Origin of the sequence: Sphingopyxis witflariensis (assembly GCF_002205635.1) — a bacterium.
Lineage (GTDB): Bacteria > Pseudomonadota > Alphaproteobacteria > Sphingomonadales > Sphingomonadaceae > Sphingopyxis > Sphingopyxis witflariensis.
This window is the reverse complement of record NZ_NISJ01000001.1, coordinates 390,658-411,345: the sequence shown is the minus strand read 5'-3', so window position 1 is coordinate 411,345 and position 20,688 is coordinate 390,658. Positions and strand designations below refer to the sequence as shown.

15 protein-coding genes are annotated in these 20,688 nt (G+C 57.6%); 12 read left to right on the top strand and 3 right to left on the bottom strand.

From position 1 onward, the window contains the following. The first annotated feature begins 8 nt into the window (after window positions 1–8). The 9 genes from CDQ91_RS21835 (at window position 9) to CDQ91_RS01940 (ending at window position 11,050) form a co-directional block, all read left to right on the top strand. Entirely contained in the window at window positions 9–521 is a 513-nt protein-coding gene (locus CDQ91_RS21835; protein ID WP_272897599.1) for an acyltransferase, read from the top strand. Next, the gene (locus CDQ91_RS01975; protein WP_088471016.1) at window positions 514–2,010 is read left to right on the top strand and encodes a lipopolysaccharide biosynthesis protein; all 1,497 of its coding nucleotides are present in this window, start codon (window positions 514–516) and stop codon (window positions 2,008–2,010) included. The genes CDQ91_RS21835 and CDQ91_RS01975 overlap by 8 nt, the downstream gene beginning before the upstream one ends. Before the next feature lie 118 nt (window positions 2,011–2,128). Continuing rightward, window positions 2,129–3,475 (top strand): O-antigen ligase family protein, encoded by a 1,347-nt coding sequence (locus tag CDQ91_RS01970; RefSeq protein ID WP_088471015.1) that lies wholly within the window; start codon window positions 2,129–2,131, stop codon window positions 3,473–3,475. 4 nt (window positions 3,476–3,479) lie between these two features. Then, window positions 3,480–4,619 carry an N-acetyl sugar amidotransferase gene (locus CDQ91_RS01965; protein WP_088471014.1) on the top strand — a complete coding sequence of 380 codons (1,140 nt, stop codon included), beginning with the start codon at window positions 3,480–3,482 and terminating at the stop codon, window positions 4,617–4,619. A 9-nt stretch (window positions 4,620–4,628) separates the two neighbouring features. Further along, a complete protein-coding gene (gene hisH, locus CDQ91_RS01960; protein ID WP_088471013.1) occupies window positions 4,629–5,246 on the top strand; it encodes an imidazole glycerol phosphate synthase subunit HisH in 618 nt (205 codons plus the stop codon). Then, the gene (locus CDQ91_RS01955; protein WP_088471012.1) at window positions 5,246–5,986 is read left to right on the top strand and encodes an AglZ/HisF2 family acetamidino modification protein; all 741 of its coding nucleotides are present in this window, start codon (window positions 5,246–5,248) and stop codon (window positions 5,984–5,986) included. The genes hisH and CDQ91_RS01955 overlap by 1 nt, the downstream gene beginning before the upstream one ends. Window positions 5,987–6,034: 48 nt before the next feature. Then, window positions 6,035–8,170, top strand: coding sequence for a bi-domain-containing oxidoreductase (locus CDQ91_RS01950; RefSeq protein WP_088471011.1), 2,136 nt, complete (start codon window positions 6,035–6,037; stop codon window positions 8,168–8,170). 205 nt (window positions 8,171–8,375) lie between these two features. Continuing rightward, a complete protein-coding gene (locus tag CDQ91_RS01945) occupies window positions 8,376–9,878 on the top strand; it encodes a heparinase II/III family protein (protein ID WP_201791848.1) in 1,503 nt (500 codons plus the stop codon). Further along, window positions 9,875–11,050, top strand: coding sequence for a glycosyltransferase family 4 protein (locus CDQ91_RS01940; protein ID WP_088471010.1), 1,176 nt, complete (start codon window positions 9,875–9,877; stop codon window positions 11,048–11,050). The genes CDQ91_RS01945 and CDQ91_RS01940 overlap by 4 nt, the downstream gene beginning before the upstream one ends. Window positions 11,051–11,064: 14 nt before the next feature. Here CDQ91_RS01940 and CDQ91_RS01935 read toward each other — a convergent pair whose 3' ends face one another. Then, a complete protein-coding gene (locus tag CDQ91_RS01935) occupies window positions 11,065–12,243 on the bottom strand; it encodes a sugar transferase (protein WP_088471009.1) in 1,179 nt (392 codons plus the stop codon). Window positions 12,244–12,289: 46 nt separating this feature from the next. Continuing rightward, entirely contained in the window at window positions 12,290–14,239 is a 1,950-nt protein-coding gene (locus CDQ91_RS01930; protein ID WP_088471008.1) for a polysaccharide biosynthesis protein, read from the bottom strand. Window positions 14,240–14,477: 238 nt separating this feature from the next. Between CDQ91_RS01930 and CDQ91_RS01925 the strand changes: the two genes are divergently transcribed. Next, a complete protein-coding gene (locus tag CDQ91_RS01925) occupies window positions 14,478–15,980 on the top strand; it encodes a hypothetical protein (protein WP_144036658.1) in 1,503 nt (500 codons plus the stop codon). Here CDQ91_RS01925 and CDQ91_RS01920 read toward each other — a convergent pair. Further along, a protein-coding gene (locus CDQ91_RS01920) for an IS3 family transposase (protein ID WP_088471006.1) occupies window positions 15,977–17,148 on the bottom strand; the annotation gives its coding sequence in 2 pieces (ribosomal slippage) (window positions 15,977–16,884 and window positions 16,884–17,148; 1,173 coding nt in all). The two genes, CDQ91_RS01925 and CDQ91_RS01920, sit on opposite strands and share 4 nt — an antisense overlap. A gap of 606 nt (window positions 17,149–17,754) precedes the next feature. Between CDQ91_RS01920 and CDQ91_RS01915 the strand changes: the two genes are divergently transcribed. Next, a complete protein-coding gene (locus CDQ91_RS01915; RefSeq protein WP_088471005.1) occupies window positions 17,755–19,218 on the top strand; it encodes a protein adenylyltransferase SelO in 1,464 nt (487 codons plus the stop codon). A gap of 116 nt (window positions 19,219–19,334) precedes the next feature. Next, on the top strand, window positions 19,335–20,504 hold the full coding sequence (locus tag CDQ91_RS01910) for a nucleotide sugar dehydrogenase (RefSeq protein ID WP_088471399.1): 1,170 nt from the start codon (window positions 19,335–19,337) through the stop codon (window positions 20,502–20,504). The last annotated feature ends 184 nt before the right edge of the window (window positions 20,505–20,688 follow it).

Genomic DNA, 20,688 nt, shown 5'->3' with positions numbered 1-20,688 from the left:
GAAGCGTGATGGGAAAAATCCTGCTGGCCCTGCAATCACTGTTCCGCGAATTTATCATCGGATTGCCCGACGAATTCAGCAAGTTCCGTGTCAACTACTATAACCGTCACGGTTGCCGGATCGCCAAGAGGGCTTCTTTGTCGCCGAACATTAGAGTGCGTGGGTTGCTGGAGATGGGCGCGGGCAGCTCGATTGCTCAGAATGGCTCCATCGGCGGTTGGGACGCAGGGGTTTTCATCGGGCGGGACGTCATGATCGCGCCCAATGTGGTGATTGTCGCATTCGATCATGGCATTGCCAGTCTAGATATCCCGATGGTGCAACAGGCCAATGTCGAGGCGGCGGTCCATATTGAAGACGACGTCTGGATTGGTGCCAATGTCACCATCGGCAAGGGTGTCCGGGTCGGAAAAGGGTCTATCATCGGCGCGAACAGTTATGTGAATCGTGACATCCCTCCCTATTCTATTGTGGGAGGGGTTCCGGCTAAAGTTATCAAGAGCCGGATAGGAGATGAATAGAAATGTAATTGCAAATATTTTTGGTCGATTTTGGTCAGCTATTTCCAATTTTATATTTATACCACTCTATATATCCATCCTTGGAATTGACAATTATGGTGTGATTTCCTTCGCACTGATTGTTTCGGGGATGCTTATGGTTCTCGACCTAGGCCTCTCGGTGTCAATCATGCGCGAAATAGCGCGCAGGGATTTGTCAGCGCAGGAAAAGTTCCGCAGCTTTCGTGCGTTCGAAAAAATCTATGTTCTCGTGCTTTTTGTCTGCGGAGCCGCAGGGTTGCTGTTCGCGCGCCCCATCGCGGTGAGTTTTATCAATGAAACACCCATCGACCGTGAGTTGATCGCATTGTGCCTGAAAATCGTCGCCTGCGAAGCGGGGCTGCAGCTGCTTTTCCGCTATTACGTCAGCGCGATGATGGGGCTCGAGCGGCAAGTGGAAGCCAATATTTTCAATATTGCCTGGGGAGCGGCGCGTAACGGACTGGTTCTGCTTCCTCTGATGTTATGGCCGACACTTTCTGTTTTCTTTTTCTGTCAGTTGGTCGCCACCTTGCTGCTTCTGCTTGTCGCGCAATGGCGACTGAACCGCGTATTGGCGCCATGGCGACCGGCTCAGGTTCCGTTCGTCGATTGGGATACGCTGGCGCGAATACGCGGATTTGCGGCTGGCATCTTCCTTATCGCAATCGTCGCTTTGGTAAACACGCAGCTCGATCGTATAGTGCTTAGCCGCCTGCTCGATCTGGAATATCTTGGCTATTATAATATCGCTATCGCGTTGGGCACAGGTATGATCGCCATTGCCTCGCCATTTCAGGCCGCCATTCAGCCGCGCCTGACGGCGTGGTTTTCGGAAGGCAATGGCGACGGTGCGCGCGATCTCTATTTACGGACTGCAATGTTGGTCGCGGTGCTAGTTTTTCCTGTGATGGCAACGATCGCGGTTAATGCGGAAATGGTCGTGATGGGATGGACTGGAAATTCCAATGTGGCGAAAAATGCGGCCCCGTTTGTGCCGTGGGTAATCGCATCTTATTCGTTCCTGGCGATGTCTTCGCTAACGTACAGTGTGGCTCTAGCCAACGGCTATACGCGCTTTAACAACGTTCTCGGTCTCGCGTCTTTGTGTGTTTCAATACCTGGTTATTGGCTGGTCGTCGGTCACTTCGGAGCGGTGGGCGCTGCTGCGCTATTTTTCGCTATCCAGTTTTCGGTTTCGATGGCGTTCCACGCGCTCGTCGATCGCCGGTTTCTCAATTTTGGTATCGTGCGGACATATCTTCAATTGCTCTTGGTGCCGGCGGTCGCCGCCATTGCGATCGCCTTGGCATTTGAACGTTTCGCCGCTCCGTTGAGCTCGACCCGGTTAGGGATGTTTCTATTTCTTGGCTGTGCCTTGGCTCTCGCTCTTGCGGGTACGGGGCTTGTCGCAGTTGCGGCGTTCCGGATGCGGTGGCCATTCGGGGATTTGGAGGCCAATCACGGATGAGGCCGCGGAGACAATGGACTTGCGCGGACGCTGGCGGGCGGGTAGCGGCCGTGGGAGTGCAGGGCAGCGGCTTGCCATGTTGATGAGGCAATCGAAGCGCTGAAGAGTATGTCAAGCGATGCGTAAATTTTATATCCCCTCTATGGCTGTTTTGGCTTTTAGCTATCCGTTCACTACGGTGCTGCTGCTGGTGATTGGGGTGCCCGTCGAGGGGCTCGGCCTGTTCAACTACGCAATCAAGGGCCTGATTACTGCGGTTTTCGGCGTGGCGCTCCTTGCTGCCGCCTCCCAGAGGCGGTCCATCACGTCGACCGTGCTTCCACTGTTTTTGCTGTTTGGTCTGTTCGGGATCCGGCTGCTTTATGACGTGGTTGGGCTTGGTATCGTCCCTCCGCTAGCCAGCCCCAGTTATATTCTTCTCTATTTCTTCGGGCTAACAGTGCTTCCAGTGCTTTCGATCGCGATTGCGTTCGATGCGGACGACATGGAGGTCCTGCACAAATGGCTTTTTGGGATGCTTGTCCTCACAAATCTGGCGCTGTTCTATTACGTTGCTATCCAGGCGCAGGATCTGGCAACCGAAAATGCGCTTGCATATCGCTTTCAAGTAACCGGTCAGGATGATGCGACCTCGGTACTCAATCCTATTACGATCAGCCTGATGGGGGCCGTGCTCTTGCTTTTCGTTATTGGCCGTTTCGCAGTATTTTTCAGGATGACGCTGTTTTCTCAGGCGGTTCACCTCGGTATTTTCGCCGTAGGCCTCGCGAATATGCTGCTTGGTGGGTCGCGGGGCCCGGTCGTTGCGTTCGTTTTCGGACTGATGTTCGTCGCTGCGTCGGCTTTGAAAGTGAACTCCCGTGCGATCGGACAATTCAAAATCCGGCCACGCGTTTGGGTCTATCTCGGTCTAATGATTGTCGGCGGTGTCGCCTTTGCACTTTTTAGTGATTTGACGATTGCATCCTTCGACCGTTTCAGGACGATGTTCGACGGCAGCGGTTCGCGTATTATCGAAGAGCGCGACTATATCGCGGCGGCTGCGTGGGGTGACTTCAAGAAATCACCGATCATCGGGTACAGCTATATCACTATGAACGGCACGGCTTTAGCGCATAACGTGTTTCTGGAATCGTTCATGGCGCTTGGAGTCGTGGGTGGATCGGTTTATCTTTTCTGCCTTCTGATCATGCTGCGCGGCATATGGCACGGGGTCACGGGGCGGTTCGGACCGTATGGCTATTCGGTTGCTCTTGCCGGGGCGGCATTGATCGCACTTTCGATGACATCGGGGTCGATCGGACAATCACCAGAGATTTGGGTCATGGTGGCGTTAATCATGAGCATGGCGCAAACCCGTGCCATACCGCTCCGCACCGTCCATCATCGTGGCGGAAGTTTCCCGCTGCGTTCTCGGCCGGCCGTGCCGCATCCTGCCGCGATTTCTGCATCGCTTCTAAGGTAATACCATGAATCATCGCTCCTACCAAGTTTGCACGCGTTGCGTGATGGACACCAGCGATAGCCAAATCCGGTTCGACGAAGCTGGCGTGTGCGATCATTGCCATGCCTTCGACGATGATGTCGTACCGCATTGGCATCCCGATGAACGCGGTCGCGCCGAAGTGGAAAAGGTCGTGGCGACGATCAAGGAGGGCGGCAAGGGCAAGCAGTTCGATTCCATCCTCGGCATGTCGGGCGGGCTCGACAGCTCATATATGCTGCATTTGATGGTTACGGAATTCGGCTTGCGTCCGCTGGTCTTTCACGTCGACGGCGGGTGGAACAGTGACATCGCGGTCAGCAATATCCAGAACCTGGTCGGCGGGCTGGGGCTCGACCTCTACACCGAAGTGATCAACTGGGAAGAGATGCGCGATTTCCAGTTGGCGTTTTTCAAATCGGGTGTGTCGCACCTCGACATTCCGCAAGACCATGCTTTCATCGCCACGCTGTATCATTTCGCGAACAAGCATGGCGTTAAATGGATTCTCAACGGCGGGAATATCTCGACCGAATGTGTGCGCAATCCCAAAGATTGGCTCTATTATGGCACGGACATGCCGCAACTGCGCGATATTCATCGGCAGTTCGGAACCCGGCCGCTAAAGACCTATCCGACGAGCTCGATCCTTTTTCACAAATTCTATCTGCGCTACGCGCGCGGGGTGAGGGTGTTCAAGCCGCTCGATCTTCTGCCTTATACGAAGAAACTGGCGATCGAGACGTTGAGCCGCGAATATGGTTGGAAGGCCTATCCGCAGAAGCATTTCGAAAGCCGCTTCACCAAGTTTTTCGAAGCTTATTGGCTGCCGACGCGCTTTGGGTATGATACGCGGCGCATCCAGTTTTCTTCACTAATCCTCACCGGACAGATGGCGCGTGGGGAAGCGTTGGAGAAGCTGATCTCGCCTGCATATGACCCCGCTACGATCGACGATGATTTCGAATATATCGCGAGCAAATTGCGCATCGGCGTCGAAGAACTGCGGCGCTATCATGAGATGCCGAAAAAAAGCTATCGTGACTATAAGAACCAGGAATGGATGTTCGATCTGGGCGCTAAGGTGCTGAAAGCAATTGGTGCGGAAAAGGCGACAAAACGCTAGAAGGCGAGCATGATTGCGATTATCGACTATGGCTCGGGCAACGTCGGGGCCATCATGAACATTTTGCGTCAGCGCAAGATTCCGCATGTGCTGACGAGCGATCCGGCGACACTCGCAGACGCCGATCGCTTCATCCTGCCGGGCGTTGGCGCGTTCGACCCGACCATGGACATTTTGCAGCGTTCGGGCATCGTCGATGCGCTGGGCGAGGAAGTGCTGGGCAAAGGCAAGAAGGTCCTCGGCATATGCGTCGGCATGCATCTTCTCGCCGACGGCAGCGACGAAGGCAGCTTGCCCGGCTTAGGCTGGATTCCGGGTCGTGTTCGCAAGATCGACACGGGTCGAATCAACGCGAAGCCCAAATTGCCCCATATGGGCTGGAACAATGTTGCGATCGCGCCCGGCGCGAAGCTGTTCGATGGTGTCGATGAGGAGCTCGGCTTTTACTTTCTTCACAGCTATTATTTTGACGCCGCCGATCCCGCGCATATCCGGGCGCATGTTTCCTACGGCGCCGATCTTCCATGCGCGGTTGAACGCGACAATGTTTTTGGAATGCAGTTTCACCCGGAAAAAAGCCATTCGAACGGGGCGCGGGTTTTCGTAAATTTTGCGGACGCCGCATAATGTTGCGCTCGCGGATCATTCCCTGCCTGCTGATGCAGGACAGCGGCCTCGTGAAGACACGGCAGTTTGCTGATCCCAAATATGTAGGCGACCCAATAAATGCGGTCAAAATCTACAATGAAAAAGAGGTCGACGAACTGTCTATCTACGACATTGACGCGACCGTTCAGGGGCGTGGGCCCGATTTTGATCATCTGCGGAGCATCGCCGTCGAGAGCCGGATGCCACTTTGTTATGGCGGCGGTGTTCGTAGCGCTGCCGATGCCGTCCAATTGATCAAATTGGGGTTTGAAAAGGTCTCGATCAGTGCCGCTGCGCTGGAACGCCCCGCGCTGATCCGCGAACTCGCCGACGCGGTCGGGCGGCAAAGTGTGGTGGTGACACTCGATGTAAAAAAAACCGGCCTTCTGGGCCGACCTGGTATCTTCACGCATAATGGCAAGCGAGCTGCGAAGATGAAGCTCGCAGACTTCCTGCCGCTCGTTGAGGATCGGGGAGCGGGCGAAGTCGTCGTTAATCATATCGATCGCGATGGGATGATGCAGGGCTATGATCTTGACCTCGCACGGTCCGTCCGCGCTGCCGTCGACCTCCCTGCGACGATGCTTGGCGGCGCAGGAAACGTCGAGCATTTGCGCGAGCTTATCGACGCGATCGGGACATGCGGCGCGGCGGCTGGCAGTATGTTCGTCTTCAACGGCGTGTACCGCGCCGTCCTGATTTCCTATGCGCGCCCCTGATCTAAGGCGAAGTGCGTAATTCATCCCAATTCAAGGCAGACTATTGAAATGCAGCAAATCCTTCAGGATCTCGGTGGCGGCGAAACCATCCTCGTTACGGCCCCGGTACCGCAAGTCCGGCCAGGCCAGCTTCTGATCGATACGACAAAGACGCTGATCTCGACCGGAACCGAACGCATGCTTGTCGATTTCGGCAAGGCCGGAATGATTGCGAAGGCGCGCGCGCAGCCTGAAAAAGTGGCGCAGGTCCTGTCCAAGGTGAAAACCGACGGTCTTCTGACGACGATCGACGCCGTTCGCTCAAAATTGGGGCAGCCGATTCCGCTCGGGTACAGCAATGTCGGGGTCGTGCGTGCGGTGGGCGCCGGGGTCGATGGCTTTACAGTTGGCGACCGGGTCGTATCGAACGGACAGCACGCGGATGTAGTCAGTGTACCGCAAAACCTGTGCGCCAAAGTGCCCGACGGCGTCAGCGACGAGGCGGCCTGCTTCACCGTCGTTGCGAGCATCGGCCTGCAGGGTATCCGCCTCGCGCAACCGACGCTTGGCGAAGCCGTCGTCGTTACAGGTGTCGGGTTGATCGGCCTGCTGACGGTACAATTACTTCGCGCGCATGGCTGTCGCGTGCTGGCGATCGATTTCGATGCAGAGAAGCTGGCGCTTGCTCGCCGCTTCGGCGCTGAAACCTGTAATCCAGGCGCGGGTGAAGACCCGGTGGCGGCCGGCATGGCCTTCAGCAGCGGACAAGGTGTCGATGCCGTCATTATCACCGCATCGACCAAATCCAACGCCCCGGTAACACAGGCCGCGCAAATGAGCAGGAAGCGCGGCCGCATCATCCTGATCGGCGTGACAGGGCTGGAGCTCAACCGAGCCGATTTCTACGAGAAAGAACTGACCTTCCAGGTCAGCTGCTCCTATGGCCCCGGACGCTATGATCTTGCCTATGAGGAGCGCGGGCAGGACTATCCGTTGGGATACGTCCGCTGGACTGAACAGCGGAACTTCGTGGCCATCCTCGACATGATGGCATTGGGCCGTCTGACGATCGAAGGGCTGGTGTCGCACCGCGTTGCTTTCACCGAAGCCCCTGAGGCCTACAAGCTTCTGACGAGCGACAAGGGCGCGCTGGGCATCGTGCTCGACTATTCGCACGACGTCGAGTCGCGGCACCGGACGAGGGTCGACCTTGTGTCGGCTATCGACGCGCGCGTGCCGGACGCCGCGACACCCATTGTGGGTTTCATCGGCGCAGGCAACTATGCCTCGCGCGTTTTGATTCCGGCGTTTCGTAAGGCCGGTGCGACACTTCATACGATTGCGTCCGCGGGCGGGACGAGCGGTGTTCTTCATGGCAAGAGCGCGGGCTTCCGCCACGCATCGTCCAACAACGACGAACTACTCGCCGATCCGGCGATCAACACTGTCGTGATCGCCACGCGCCACGACAGCCACGCGCGTTTAACCATTGCCGCCCTGAATGCCGGAAAGCATGTTTTCGTCGAAAAGCCGTTGTGTCTGACGCGCGATGAACTAGCCGAGATCAAGGCGGCACATGCGACATCGGGCGCTAAGCTGATGGTGGGTTTCAACCGCCGTTTCTCGCCGCTGGTATCGAAAATGAAGACGCTCTTGGATCGCGTGGCCGAGCCCAAGGCTTTTGTCATGGTCATGAACGCAGGTTTCATTCCTGCTAGTCATTGGACGCAGGATCCCGCTCTGGGTGGGGGGCGCATTATCGGAGAGGCGTGCCATCACATCGACCTGATGCGATTCCTTGCCGGTTCGCCGATCGTCTCGATCGAGGCGCGGAGCATGGGAAGAAATACGTCCCAGCCGCTGACTGAGGACAAGGCCGTGATAACTATCAGTTTTGCCGACGGTTCCTTCGGCACGGTTCATTATCTTGCGAATGGCGGCAGTAGTTTTCCCAAAGAACGTATTGAGGTGTTTGCAGGAGGCCGGACGCTTCAGCTCGACAATTTCGTTGCGTTGCGCGGCTTTAGTTGGCCAGGTTTCCGAAAGGAAAAGCTATGGCGCCAGGACAAGGGGCAGGTCGATTGCGCGAGCGCTTTCCTTGCGGCGATATCCGAGGGGCGTGAAAGTCCGATCCCGAACGACCAGCTATTCGAGGTGGTCGAAGCGTCGATTGAGGCCGTCGAAAAGATTCGGTTGCAACCATAGAACATGGATCACCATCGGCGGATGGTAGCGTGATTCAGGGGATTTTTCAGTGAATATTGGTCGGCTGTTCCGAACCGTCCGGCATCTGCGCGCAACCCAAATCTGGCATCGGCTGCTTCAACGATTGCCGCGGAAAGGGTTGCGGATTGGGGCCCTTTCGCGGCCTGGCACGCCGATTTCGACGTTTGCGGTGCCCGCAACGCGCATGTCGTCGCTGATTGCACCCGGCCGCGCATGTTTCCTGAACCGCGAAGGGCCGATTGGCGATGATTGGGATCCTTCCGATTTCAGCAAATTATGGCGATACAATCTCCATTATTTCGATGATTTGAACGCGGTTGGAGCTAGCGATCGGGTTAAGTGGCATTCCGCCCTCATCGACCGGTGGATTGCATCCAATCCACCGACGGCCGGAACTGGGTGGGAACCTTATCCTACATCGCTTCGGATTGTGAACTGGATCAAGTGGCAATTGCGTGAAAATGCGTTGGACAAAGCTGCATTGGATAGCCTCGCATTGCAGACGCGCTGGCTGGCGAGCCGGATAGAATGGCATATCCTAGGCAATCATTTGTTCGCCAACGCCAAAGCACTGCTTTTCGCTGGGCTGATATTCAGCGGCGAGGAAGCCGCTGCGTGGCGGAAAATGGCGTGCTCGATTTTGTTGCGCGAATTGCGCGAACAATGTCTGACCGATGGGGCGCATTTCGAACTCAGTCCGATGTACCATCTTCTCTTTCTGGAGGACGTGCTGGACATCATGAACATTGTTGAAGCCGCTGCGCGGGCGGACCGAGGCAGCGATGTTGGTGCGATTGTCGATGCGATCGACGAACGGTTACCGGCTATGTTCTCGTGGGCGCGTACGATGGTCCATCCTGATGGCGAGATTTCCTTTTTCAACGATGCGGCGTTCGACATTGCGTCAACACTTGCCGGCCTGGTCGATTACGCCCTCCGATTGGGCCGTCCGGCGCCCGAAGAGCCTCCTTCTTCTCGTTTGCTGGCATCTTCGGGCTATGCGCGACTGGAACGCCATGACGCCGTGGTGATCGCCGACGTCGGCTGCGTCGGGCCGGATTACCTGCCTGGACATGCCCATGCCGATACGTTGAGCTTTGAAATGTCGCTTGCGGGACGGCGTCTTGTCGTAAACGGCGGGACATCGCTATACGAGTCTGGGGCGGAACGACTTCGCCAACGGGGGACGATTGCGCATTCGACGCTTGTTCTCGACGGCGAGAACTCTTCTGAGGTCTGGTCGAGCTTTCGCGTCGGACGCCGCGCCTATCCGCAGAATGTCGCGCTGGATATCGGTGACGTTGTGCATCTGCAGGCACAACATGACGGTTACCGCCATCTTCCGGGAGGCCCTATACATCAACGCACATGGTCGCTCGGGGCGTTATATCTCGACATCGCGGATCGCATTTCCGGGCAAGGATCCCATCAGGCGGAGCTTCATTTCCACCTTGGTGTCGGATTGCGCGCGCGCGCCAAGGATGCCTCGTGTGTGGAAATTCACTGCAGTGCAAGCGGAGTTTTTTTCGCTGAAATGAGCAGCCTGTCGGGTCTTGTACTTCGCGTTGAGGCGGACACGCACCACCCTCGCTTTGGCGCTTCGGAGCCGACGCAGGTGATCGTGATCGACTTTGACAGTGGAGATGTTGATGAACATCGGTTGCGCATAAGCTGGATTGGCGCGTGAACATTACCTTTCTGACATTTTACTATCCGCCTGACTTGAGCGCCGGCTCTTTCCGTGCGGCGGCGCTGGTTGAGGCGTTGTCCGGGCAATTGCGCGCGGAAGATCGGATCACGGTCATCACAACCAGCCCGAACCGGTATAAACAGGCATCTGTCGAAGCGCCCGATACCGAAATATACGGACCGGTGACCATCAAGCGGGTTCAACTTCCCCGGCATGACAGCGGGATGGTTGATCAGGCGAAGGCGTTCGCCCATTTTTCCTTACATGCGTTGAGGTTAGTCCGCGCCAACCGCCCAGATCTGGTTATCGGCACCTCATCGCGGCTGTTCACTGCGTCGCTCGCCGCAGCCGTCGCGACCCGCTATCGGGCGAAGTTGTATCTCGATATCCGGGATATATTTTCCGACACAATCGGTGACATATTTGGTGTCGGGGTCGGGCGTCTTGCTATGCCGCTGATTTCCGCGCTTGAAAGAGCCACCATTCGCCGCGCGGACGCGGTCAATCTTGTGTCACCGGGCTTTCTGGGTGTCTTTGAGGAGATGGCGCCGGGCAAGCTATTCCGGACGTTCACCAACGGCATCGACCCCGAATGGCTCAAACCTCTATCGGTTTCCGCAACGTCGTTCAGTCGGCCTGTAAATATCATCTTTGCGGGGAATATTGGGGAAGGGCAGGGACTGCACAAAATTCTTCCTATAGTAGCTAAGAAACTCGAGGCCGAGGCGCGCTTCACTATCGTTGGCGCAGGCGGGCGTCGGCGACAGCTGGAAATGGCCTTGCACGATGCCGGGGTGGTGAATGTCGAGCTGGTCGATCCGGTGCCGAGGTCCCGGTTGGCCGACTATTATATCGCGGCTGACCTACTGTTTCTCCACCTCAATGATTACCCTGCTTTCGAAAAGGTCATCCCGTCGAAGGTGTTCGAATATGCCGCGACGGGCAAACCGATTCTGGCCGGCATCGCCGGCTATGGCGCGCAATTTATTTCCGGCAATATCGTTGGGGCGGCGGTATTTCGCCCCTGTGACGCCAAGGCGATGGTCGATTGCATACGCCGGAGCATGAATGCGCCGGCAAGTTATGATCGCCGGACCTTCGTTCAGCGATTTAGCCGGAGTACGATCATGAAAGAAATGGCGGCGGACGTCCTGTCGCTTCGAGGCTGAATATCTGCCGCGAGTCAGGCGCGAACCTTGTCACCGCTGCCGCCGCCGACGAGCGTGCGAAGCAACAGCTTGATATCGCCGATCAGCGATTGGGTGTTGAGGTAGATTGCGTCTTGCTGTGCCAACCTAACCGGATTTGACATATCGATCCCGTTCACCTGAGCAAAACCACTAATTCCTGGCGTTATCGCATAGACGCCTCGATCCGATCGTTCGTGGATCAGCTCTTCCTGCTGAGGCAGGCAGGGGCGTGGGCCGATCAATGTCATTTCGTCCCGCAGGAGATTGACGATCTGGGGTAGCTCATCGAATTTGGAGGCTCGCAGGAATTTTCCGAGCGGAGTAACGCTCGCTGCAGTGACTTCATGCGTGGCGACCGATTTGGTATCCGCGCTCATCGTACGAAATTTGTAACAAGTGAAGTGGGCGCCGTCCTTGCCGACCCGCGTTTGAGCGAAGATGCCCGGACCTGCCGACGTGAGTTTTACTGCAAGCCAAACCAACGCGAGTAGCCACCAGAATAGCAACGTCACCGACAGGGCAAAAGCAATGTCTATCGCGCGCTTGGCCCATCGATAGAGGATGTGGGTTCTGGCAGGATGCGATGAAATCCTATCGGCGGCCGCGTTACTTTCAATTTCTGCAACGAGGTCGCCGGCAAGCTGGTCGAAGCTGACGCAAGGTTGCAGCGCCGGTGCGACATGCCAGAAAAGGGCCGCGATACCCGAGGGTACACCGTTAAGCGCAAAAACGCGTGAGGCGTAAATGTTGGAAACGCATAAGCCGTCAACTTGCCTCAGGACAGCGACTGCCTCGCGCTTGCTGACGCTATATGGATCTGTCTTCTCTGGGGCCAGCGTGTGGATGGTCGAAAGGTTGACAAATTTTCGGACACCGGACCTAGCGGCCGTCGATGCCAGATTGCTTGCGAATGTCACGTTGGCTGCCCTGAATGCCGCGATATCCTTCTTCCCGGCGTCATTGTTGAGTGTGGCAAGATGAATAACAACGTCGCATCGAGCGAGCTTTGTATCGAGACTGCTGTAATCCAGCTCATCATCACCCGCACCCTCGGTGTCGCCGGTTCTCGAAAAGGCCAGCGTCTTGTATCCCAATTGACGCAGCCGGGGAACGAGAGCTCTGCCGATTTTCCCGTTTGCACCAGTGACGCCCACGATAGTTGTTCTGATCATCTGGCGCCTATAGCTTTCGATCGGCCACGGTCAACGACGGACCCGTTCAAGCGCCAGCTTTGTCGCCTGCAATTTGCCGTGTCCATGTCAAATCCCGAGTATATTCCGGAACGAGACGGCACAATATCTCGATCACGATTTGAGTGTCCCCGTTATGAAGCGCAATATCCAGCGCCACCATTTCGCGTTCGAGCATGTCGCTAGGCCAGCAGCCCTCGCGGGCTCGCAGGATGCGAGGGTGGTTGGTCGACTCCGGGTTGTCGCCGATTAACAACTCCTCATAAAGCTTCTCGCCCGGGCGCAATCCGGTCTCGATGATCTCGATATCGCCATCTGGATGATCCGCGTCGCGGACACTCAGGCCCGACAGGCGGACCATGCTGCGCGCGAGGTCGATAATTTTAACCGGTTGACCCATGTCGAGTACGAATACTTCGCCCCCGCGCGCCATCGCCGTCGCCTGAATGACTAGTTGTGAGGCCTCTGGGATTGTCATGAAATAACGGGTGATGTCCTGGTGGGTGACGGTGACGGGGCCGCCGGAAGCAATCTGGGCCTTGAAGCGCGGGACGACCGAGCCACTTGATCCCAATACATTGCCAAAGCGCACCATGCTGAAAATCGTCGATGTCTTTGTCTGCTGCGCGCGCGCCTGCAGAATCAGTTCGCATACGCGTTTCGACGCGCCCATGACGTTGGTCGGGCGCACCGCCTTGTCAGTGCTTATCAGGGTAAAGTTGGCGACACCATTAGCCTCCGCAGCCTCGGCGCTGTAAAGAGTGCCCATGACATTGTTTCGCATACCGACGACTGGGTTGCTTTCGACCAGCGGGACATGTTTGTAAGCGGCGGCGTGAAACACGGTGTCCGGCTGATGGCGACCGTAGACGCGCATCATCGTCGCGCGATCCGAAACGTTGCAGAGCTCGAGGATCAGCGGCGTATTCGTTCCGAGTTCTAGGGCGATAGCTGACAGTTCCTGATCGATCGCATAAAGCGCAAATTCCGATTGATCGAGCAAGACAAGCCGTGCCGGGCGGCATTGAAGTATCTGCCGGCACAGTTCGCCTCCGATGGATCCACCCGCACCCGAAACCAGTACGGTCTTGCCAATGATCGTTTTGGACAGCAGCACCTCGTTCGGCACGACGGCTTCGCGTCCGAGCAGCTCTTCGATCTGGATTTCCCGAAGATCGTTTACGGTAATCGACCCCTCGATGATGTGGGTCAGGCTGGGCAGCGATCGCACGTAAACATTGGTTTCCTGAAGTGTTTCGATGATTTCGCGGCGGCGCATGCGCGATGCGCTTGGAAGGGCAAGCAGCACCTCGTCGACGTCGGTGGTTTCGAGCAGTTGGTGCAGTTTGTTCGAACCGAAGACAGGAATGCCATCGAGCCGTTGACCATCGAGGCGGATGTCATCGTCGATGAAGCCGACGAGATAGACCTGCCTCTCATGACGAAGCGATAGCGCCAGCTGCTGGCCCGCTCGGCCCGCGCCATAAACGAGTACTCGCCGGGCATCAGTCGAGATGAGATTGAGCAAGTCGAGAAGGGCAAAGCGGATGATGATGCGGCTCGAGGCGAGGAGCATCAGGAAAATGATCGGGTGAAGAATGGTCAACGTACGCGGAACCGCCGGAATGCGGTAAAAAACAAACGCGATTATGAGTGGTACCATCAGGGCTGCGCAGGCGGCGCCAAGTCCCGCAATCGTGCGTGCGCCAGAAAAACGGATCAATGACCGATAGACGCCCATCGACCAGGCGATAGGGTACCAGAAAATAAGCGCGACGGCGGCGAAGCTGATCACTGGGCGTGAAAAAAGATCCCATGTTCCCAGTCGCAGAGAATAGGCGATCCAAACCGCGAGGACGCAAAGCACGCCATCCATGGCAGCGGCCAAGAGCCGCCGCTCGTCGCGTGCACGCTGCACCAGGAAGCGCAGGATCTGATTCGGAAAACTGCGCCAGTTCCCATAGTCTTCGAATGCCATGTACTGCCTGTCGTTTCTCACGGCCCCGTCACATCGTCGAAGGCATGGAATGAAATGCGCCAACACGAATCGGGTTGCTCCAAAATCACTAATTAGACCAAACCGTCCATCTTGCCGTCTGTTGGGTGCATGGCAGAAACGACAGGAAATTCAACCAATCCGACGAGTTTCGTTTAGCGCAGACTGTTCGGTATGTGTTAGATTCGATGGTCCTATTCGCACAAATATGAGGTAAAAATTGAACGATAAGGAAAAATGGATCTGGAGTCGGCGTGCAGTTGTTGCCGGAATAGGGCTCGCAAGTATTCCGGTTGCAGCACGCGGTCAGGCCGCGTGCGGCGGCCCTGCTCCGGTCAGGGCCTCGGAATTTCCCGATCTGTCGGCGGCCGTGGCGCGGTGGGAAGTGGCGGGCGGAACGCTCCTGCTTGATCGTGATTTCGACATTTCCTCGCCGATCACGATCATCGCGCGGCGCGGTTTGCGCTACCATCTGATCACAGATGGGCCGCGGCTGTTGCGGTATGTGGGGCCGCGCCATCATTGGGCGCTTTGCATCTACTCGGAAGGCGAAACTCCATTCCGTATCGAGGGCAACTTGACGATCGACGGCACAAACCGCGTCGCGATGCCCTTTTTCGCTAGATTTGAGAATGTGTCGGGCGAACTGCGTCGTGATTTTCTGGTCAGGGGGCTGGCATGTCGGAACGCGAAAATTGTCAATGGCACTAGCGGTGTGGATGGAACTCCGGCCAATTCCTATGGCGCCTCCGGTATGCTGTTTTCGGGTGGGTTTGACCGACTTAGTTTGAGCAATGTTTCGGTGAAGGATGTGACGCGGGCGGCGGGTTCCGGCATTTCGGGGTCGAAGGGTTCGCTGGGCATTGGCGTAACGGGCAACCTTCAATCCACGAGTAGTGCACGTCATGTGACTATAGAGGATTTCGAGGTGTGCCGTATCGATAGTGAGGACAGTCCCTTGTCGCCCGAGCGCGTCGACATGGACGGAGTGCTCGTTTTCCAGACCGCAGAAGAGGGCGGGACACGGCCCATCATTCAGCGCGGAACAATCCGTGAAGCGGCTGGGCGATCCGTAAAAGTATTTGCACCTGGTGGTGGAGGGGTTACGCGGGAACTGAAAATCTTCCGATCGGTCTCTTCGCGCTATTACGGCTCGGTTGATATCAATCATCAGCATGGTGACGGCCTGATTACCGATATCGAGATAAGCTACGCCGGACGCGCACATGATTTGCCGACGACTTCTATTTCCATGAGTAGTGGTACCGGTCGCGCAAAGGGTTTCCCCTTTGGCGTGGGCGAGGTCCGCAACATTCGAATTCACGACTCAACCGGCCACCCTAAAGGGGCGCTGGTCGGTTTACAGTATAATGTCGTCGGCGATACCAGTCCCCGACGATATCTATTTTCACACATAGTGGACGATGGCGTCTCGCGGTCATTCTTCCTGCCGGGCGCATTGGGCACGCACGGACCTGCAACGATAATTATCGAAGATGTCGATGTAGGTTTGAGTGAATCGTTGTTCGCGTCGGAAGACCCGACGCAATTCTTGCGGATTCAAGCCCGGCGCTCACATCTCAGTCGCGGGCGCGAACTGCCCGTCAAGGTAAGCTATAGTGGGGGACCCGTTCCGCGAAATCTTGATGTTCGTGTCGATGCCGATGCGAGCGTTTCGGGGCTGATGACCGGCCCCCACCGAGTGGTCCGCGGGGATTGTTAGTGCATTGACGTCTCCATCGCCAGTGTTGGCCGTAGGTGGAGCGAAGCGGAACCGGAGGGCGACACTGGCGATGGAACGGCCTCTGGAGCCGGTGGTCGATATCCCAGGGAGCTGTGCGGCCGGACGGTGTTGTAATGTCGCCGCCACGCCTCGATCAGAATGCGGGCCTCGGCGAGCGAGTAGAAGATCTCGCCGTTGAGCAGTTCATCGCGCAGCGACCCGTTGAACGATTCACAATAACCATTCTCCCATGGCGATCCGGGGGCGATGTAGAGCGTCTTCACGCCGACCTTCGCCAGCCATTCTTGCACGGCGGTCGCGATAAACTCCGGCCCATTGTCAGACCTGATGTGCGCTGGCCGCCCGCGCGTAACGAACAGCTCGGCCAGGGCCGCAAGCACGTCGTCGCTCTTGAGCTTGCGCGCGACCGGCAACGCCATGCACTCCCGGCTCGCCTCGTCGATGATCGACAGGATCCGGTATTTGCGGCCATCGTGGGTGCGACCTTCGACGAAGTCGTAGGACCAGACATGCCCAGGATACTCGGGCCGAAGCCGGATGCATGATCCGTCGTTCAGCCAGAGCCGACCGCGCTTCGGCTGCCTTTGCGGCACCCTCAGCCCCTCGCGTCGCCAGATGCGCTCGACCCGCTTGCGGTTCACATGCCACCCCGCGTCGCGCAGCAACGCAGTCACCCGGCGATAGCCATAACGACCATATTGCCGCGCCAGCGCTATGATATCCTCGGTGAGAGCCGCTTCGTCATCTGCCCCGCGAGGCGCCTTGCGCTGTGTCGATCGGTATTGCCCGAGCACGCGGCAGAGCCGTCGCTCGGACACCGGCATCATCATTCTGATGTGGTCGATACAGCGCCTTCGGCGCGCGGGGCTCAGAAGTTTCCCCGAGCAGCTTCCTGCAGGATCAGCTTGTCCAGCGTCAGGTCAGAGATCGCACGACGAAGCCGCGCATTCTCCTTCTCCAGATCTTTCATCCGACGCGCCTGATCGGTCTTCAGGCCGCCATATTCCTTGCGCCACCGATAATAGGTCTGCTCGCTGACCGCGATCCGCCGACACGCCTCTGCGGTCGTCGCACCCTGCGCCAGAACAACCTCCGCTTCACGCAGCTTGCCGATAATCTCTTCCGGGCGATGCTTCTTGCTCGGCATTCATAATCTCCTTCGTAATCCAAAATATCATCAATTTTGGACCACTCAGAAGGGGGCAGATCATTGAGCGGGGCTTCCCCGCCTGGCGAAATTGCGTGCTGCACGTGCTGCAGTAGCCGTCATCGCGTGACGGAACTTCAAATGGCGGGCGGCCTGCTTTGATTGTCGGCCGCAATTAGGAGGCATAGGCGCGGGGAGTTCTGGACGGTGGGTTATTTCTCTGATTCCGTGTGGTTGGTTGTCATGCAAGCGTGAGAGACGGTGTGACAGGCGATTGGTCAGGAGCGTTTTGGATTTGCCGGGCGCGAGCGCATGGCTTGGTCGCTCGATAGGCTTGTGTCGCTTATCGATTGGAGTGCGATCGCGGTGCTTCTTGATCCGCTCTATCCGGCTGCCAAGTGCGAGCCTGCCTAGCCATCGCCGGCGATGTTCAAAGCACTGCTGTTGAGTACGACCTGTCGGATGTGAAGCTGGTGGAGGGCTAAGCGATCAGGCTTCTTTCTGCCGCATCTGCAGGTTTTTTGCGAACGAAGCGACGCCGAAGCGGACAGGCTTTTTGTGATTGTGTGCTTGTATTTATAGCGTCAACGCTCGACATAGCGCCTTATGGATTTCGCTTTCGATAACAGCTTCCTTTATGGTATGGAGGGCTTCTACGCCCCGGCCGAGGCGGTGAAGCCCTCAGCGCCTAAACTGCTGATCTTTAACCAAGCGCTTGCCGAACAGCTGGGCGTCGATACCTTGGGTGCGAGCGATGCACAGCTAGCGGCTCTCTTTTCGGGTAAGGAATTGCCGGACGGCGCCGCCCCGCTCGCCTGTGCCTATGCCGGACATCAGTTCGGCCATTTCTCACCGCAGCTTGGCGATGGCCGCGCGCTGCTACTAGGCGAAATTGTGGCGCCCGATGGTGCGCGGTTCGACCTGCAACTCAAGGGTTCGGGGCCGACACCGTTTTCGCGCAATGGTGATGGCAAAGCCGCGATCGGCCCGGTGCTGCGCGAATTTCTCGTGTCGGAAGCGATGGCGGCGATGGGCGTGCCGACCACGCGGGCGCTTGCTGCCGTCGCAACAGGCGACCGGGTGCAGCGCGCGCGCGCGCACCCCGGCGCGGTGCTGACTCGCGTCGCGAGCAGCCATATTCGGGTCGGGACATTCCAGTTTTTTGCCGCGCATTTTGGCGCGGATCATATCGTTCGGCTTTCGGACTACAGTATCAACCGCCATTTCCCGGACCTCGCCGACGCGCCGAACCGGCATCTCTCGCTGCTCGACCGCGTCATCGGCCTGCAGTGCGAGCTGATCGCACATTGGCTGGGCGTCGGCTTCATCCATGGCGTGATGAACACGGACAATGTCGCGATCAGCGGCGAGACGATCGATTATGGTCCCTGCGCCTTCATGGATCGCTTCGCCGTCGACACGGTGTTCAGTTCGATCGACGCCAATGGCCGCTATGCCTATGGCCGCCAGCCGCAGATATTGCACTGGAATATGGCGCGTTTTGCCGAGGCGCTGCTGCCGGCGATCCATGCGGTTGATCCGGCCGGGGTCGAGGAAGCGAAGGCGGTGGTCGAGGCAATTCCCGATCGGTTCCGCACGATCTGGCTTGACCGGATGCGCGCGAAACTGGGATTGGGCGCAGCAGGTGATCATGACGCTGACCTGATCGACAATCTGTTTGCTGAGCTTGAGCAGCATCGCGTCGATTTCACCTCCTTCTTTCGCGCGCTGGCGATGCTGTTGCGCGGCGATGGCGCCATGCTCCAAGGGCTGCTGCCGGAACCCGACGCGATGGCGCCGTGGATCGCCGATTGGTGGGCGCAACTGGAGCGCGAGGATATTCATCCGCGCGAGCGCGCCGATGCCATGGATGCCGTCAATCCACTCTATATCCCGCGCAACCACCAGGTCGAAGCGGCGCTGGCGACGGCGGAGGCGGGCGATCTTGCTGCGTGGACCACGCTGCTGGAAGTCGTCAGAAACCCGTTTGTCGAGCGCCCGGAGTGGGCCGAATATGCGCAGCCGGCGCCCGCAGAAGCCGCGCCCTACGCTACTTTTTGCGGAACCTGAGGTCCGCGATGCTCTCTTGGCCGTTGCTTCGCGCGGTTGGAGTTGAGCGATCGCGGCGGGGCTGTTAGGGAGCGCGCTTGCATGACAGAGGAAGATATCTAGTGCCGAACGCCGCGGTGAAAATTGCAATTGTCGGTACCGGCTATGTCGGTATTTCCAACGCCGTCCTGCTTGCGCAGCATAATCGCGTCGTCGCGCTGGACATCGACCATCGCAAGGTGGACCAGATTAACGCGCGCATTTCGCCGATCGCCGATCCCGAAATTGAGGAATATCTGGCGAACCACGAACTCGATCTCGTCGCGACGACGGACAATCAGACTGCCTATGATGGCGCCGATTTCGTGGTCGTGGCTACGCCGACCGATTATGATCCCGATACCAATTATTTCAACACCGGCTCGGTGGAATCGGTCATTGCCGATGCGCTGAAACTGGCGCCCGATGCGCTGATCATCGTTAAATCGACGGTTCCGGTGGGCTTCACCGAACGGATGCGCGCCGCGCATGGCACCGATGCGATCGTCTTTTCTCCCGAATTCCTGCGCGAGGGGCGTGCGCTATACGATAATTTGCACCCGTCGCGGATCATCATCGGCAACAGCCATCCGCGCGCCGGGGAATTTGCGCAGTTGCTGCTCGGCGCATCGCTGAAGCCCGAAACAACGGTCTTGCAGACGGGCAATACCGAGGCCGAGGCGATCAAGCTGTTCGCCAACACCTATCTTGCGATGCGCGTCGCCTTCTTCAACGAACTCGACACCTATGCCGCGATGCATGGCGCGGATTCGCGGCAAATCATCGAGGGCGTCAGTCTCGATCCGCGGATCGGGCAATTCTACAACAATCCGTCCTTCGGCTATGGCGGCTATTGCCTGCCCAAGGACACGAAGCAGATGTTGGCCAATTACAAGGATGTGCCGCAGAACCTGATCCAGGCAATCGTGTCGTCGAACACGACCCGCAAGGATTTCGTGGCATCGGAAGTCCTGAAGCGCGGCCCGCGCGTGGTGGGCATCCACCGTCTGGCCATGAAGGCCGGATCGGACAATTTTCGCGCGAGCAGCATTTTGGGGGTGATGAAGCGCATCAAGGCCAAGGGCGTCGAGGTCATCGTTTATGAACCGCTGATCGATGAGGATATGCTGTTCAATTCGCGCGTCGTTCGCGACCTTGCCGCTTTCAAAGCCGAGGCCGATGTGATCATCGCAAACCGGGTGACCGGGGAACTGGCCGATGTGGCGGACAAGGTATACAGCCGGGACCTGTTCGGCGTCGATTACTGAATCTGGGAACTTGACCGGGACCGACTCGTTCTTGAGAGTAAGCCACGGACCGGGCAGGGGATATTCGACGACATGAGGGTGTATCGGGATTTCATTGCCATCAGAACCGGATACGTCGCTATGGACAGGACACACCGCAATCGTCGGCGACAATTTCATGCATCGGCCTGAGTTTCTTCCAATA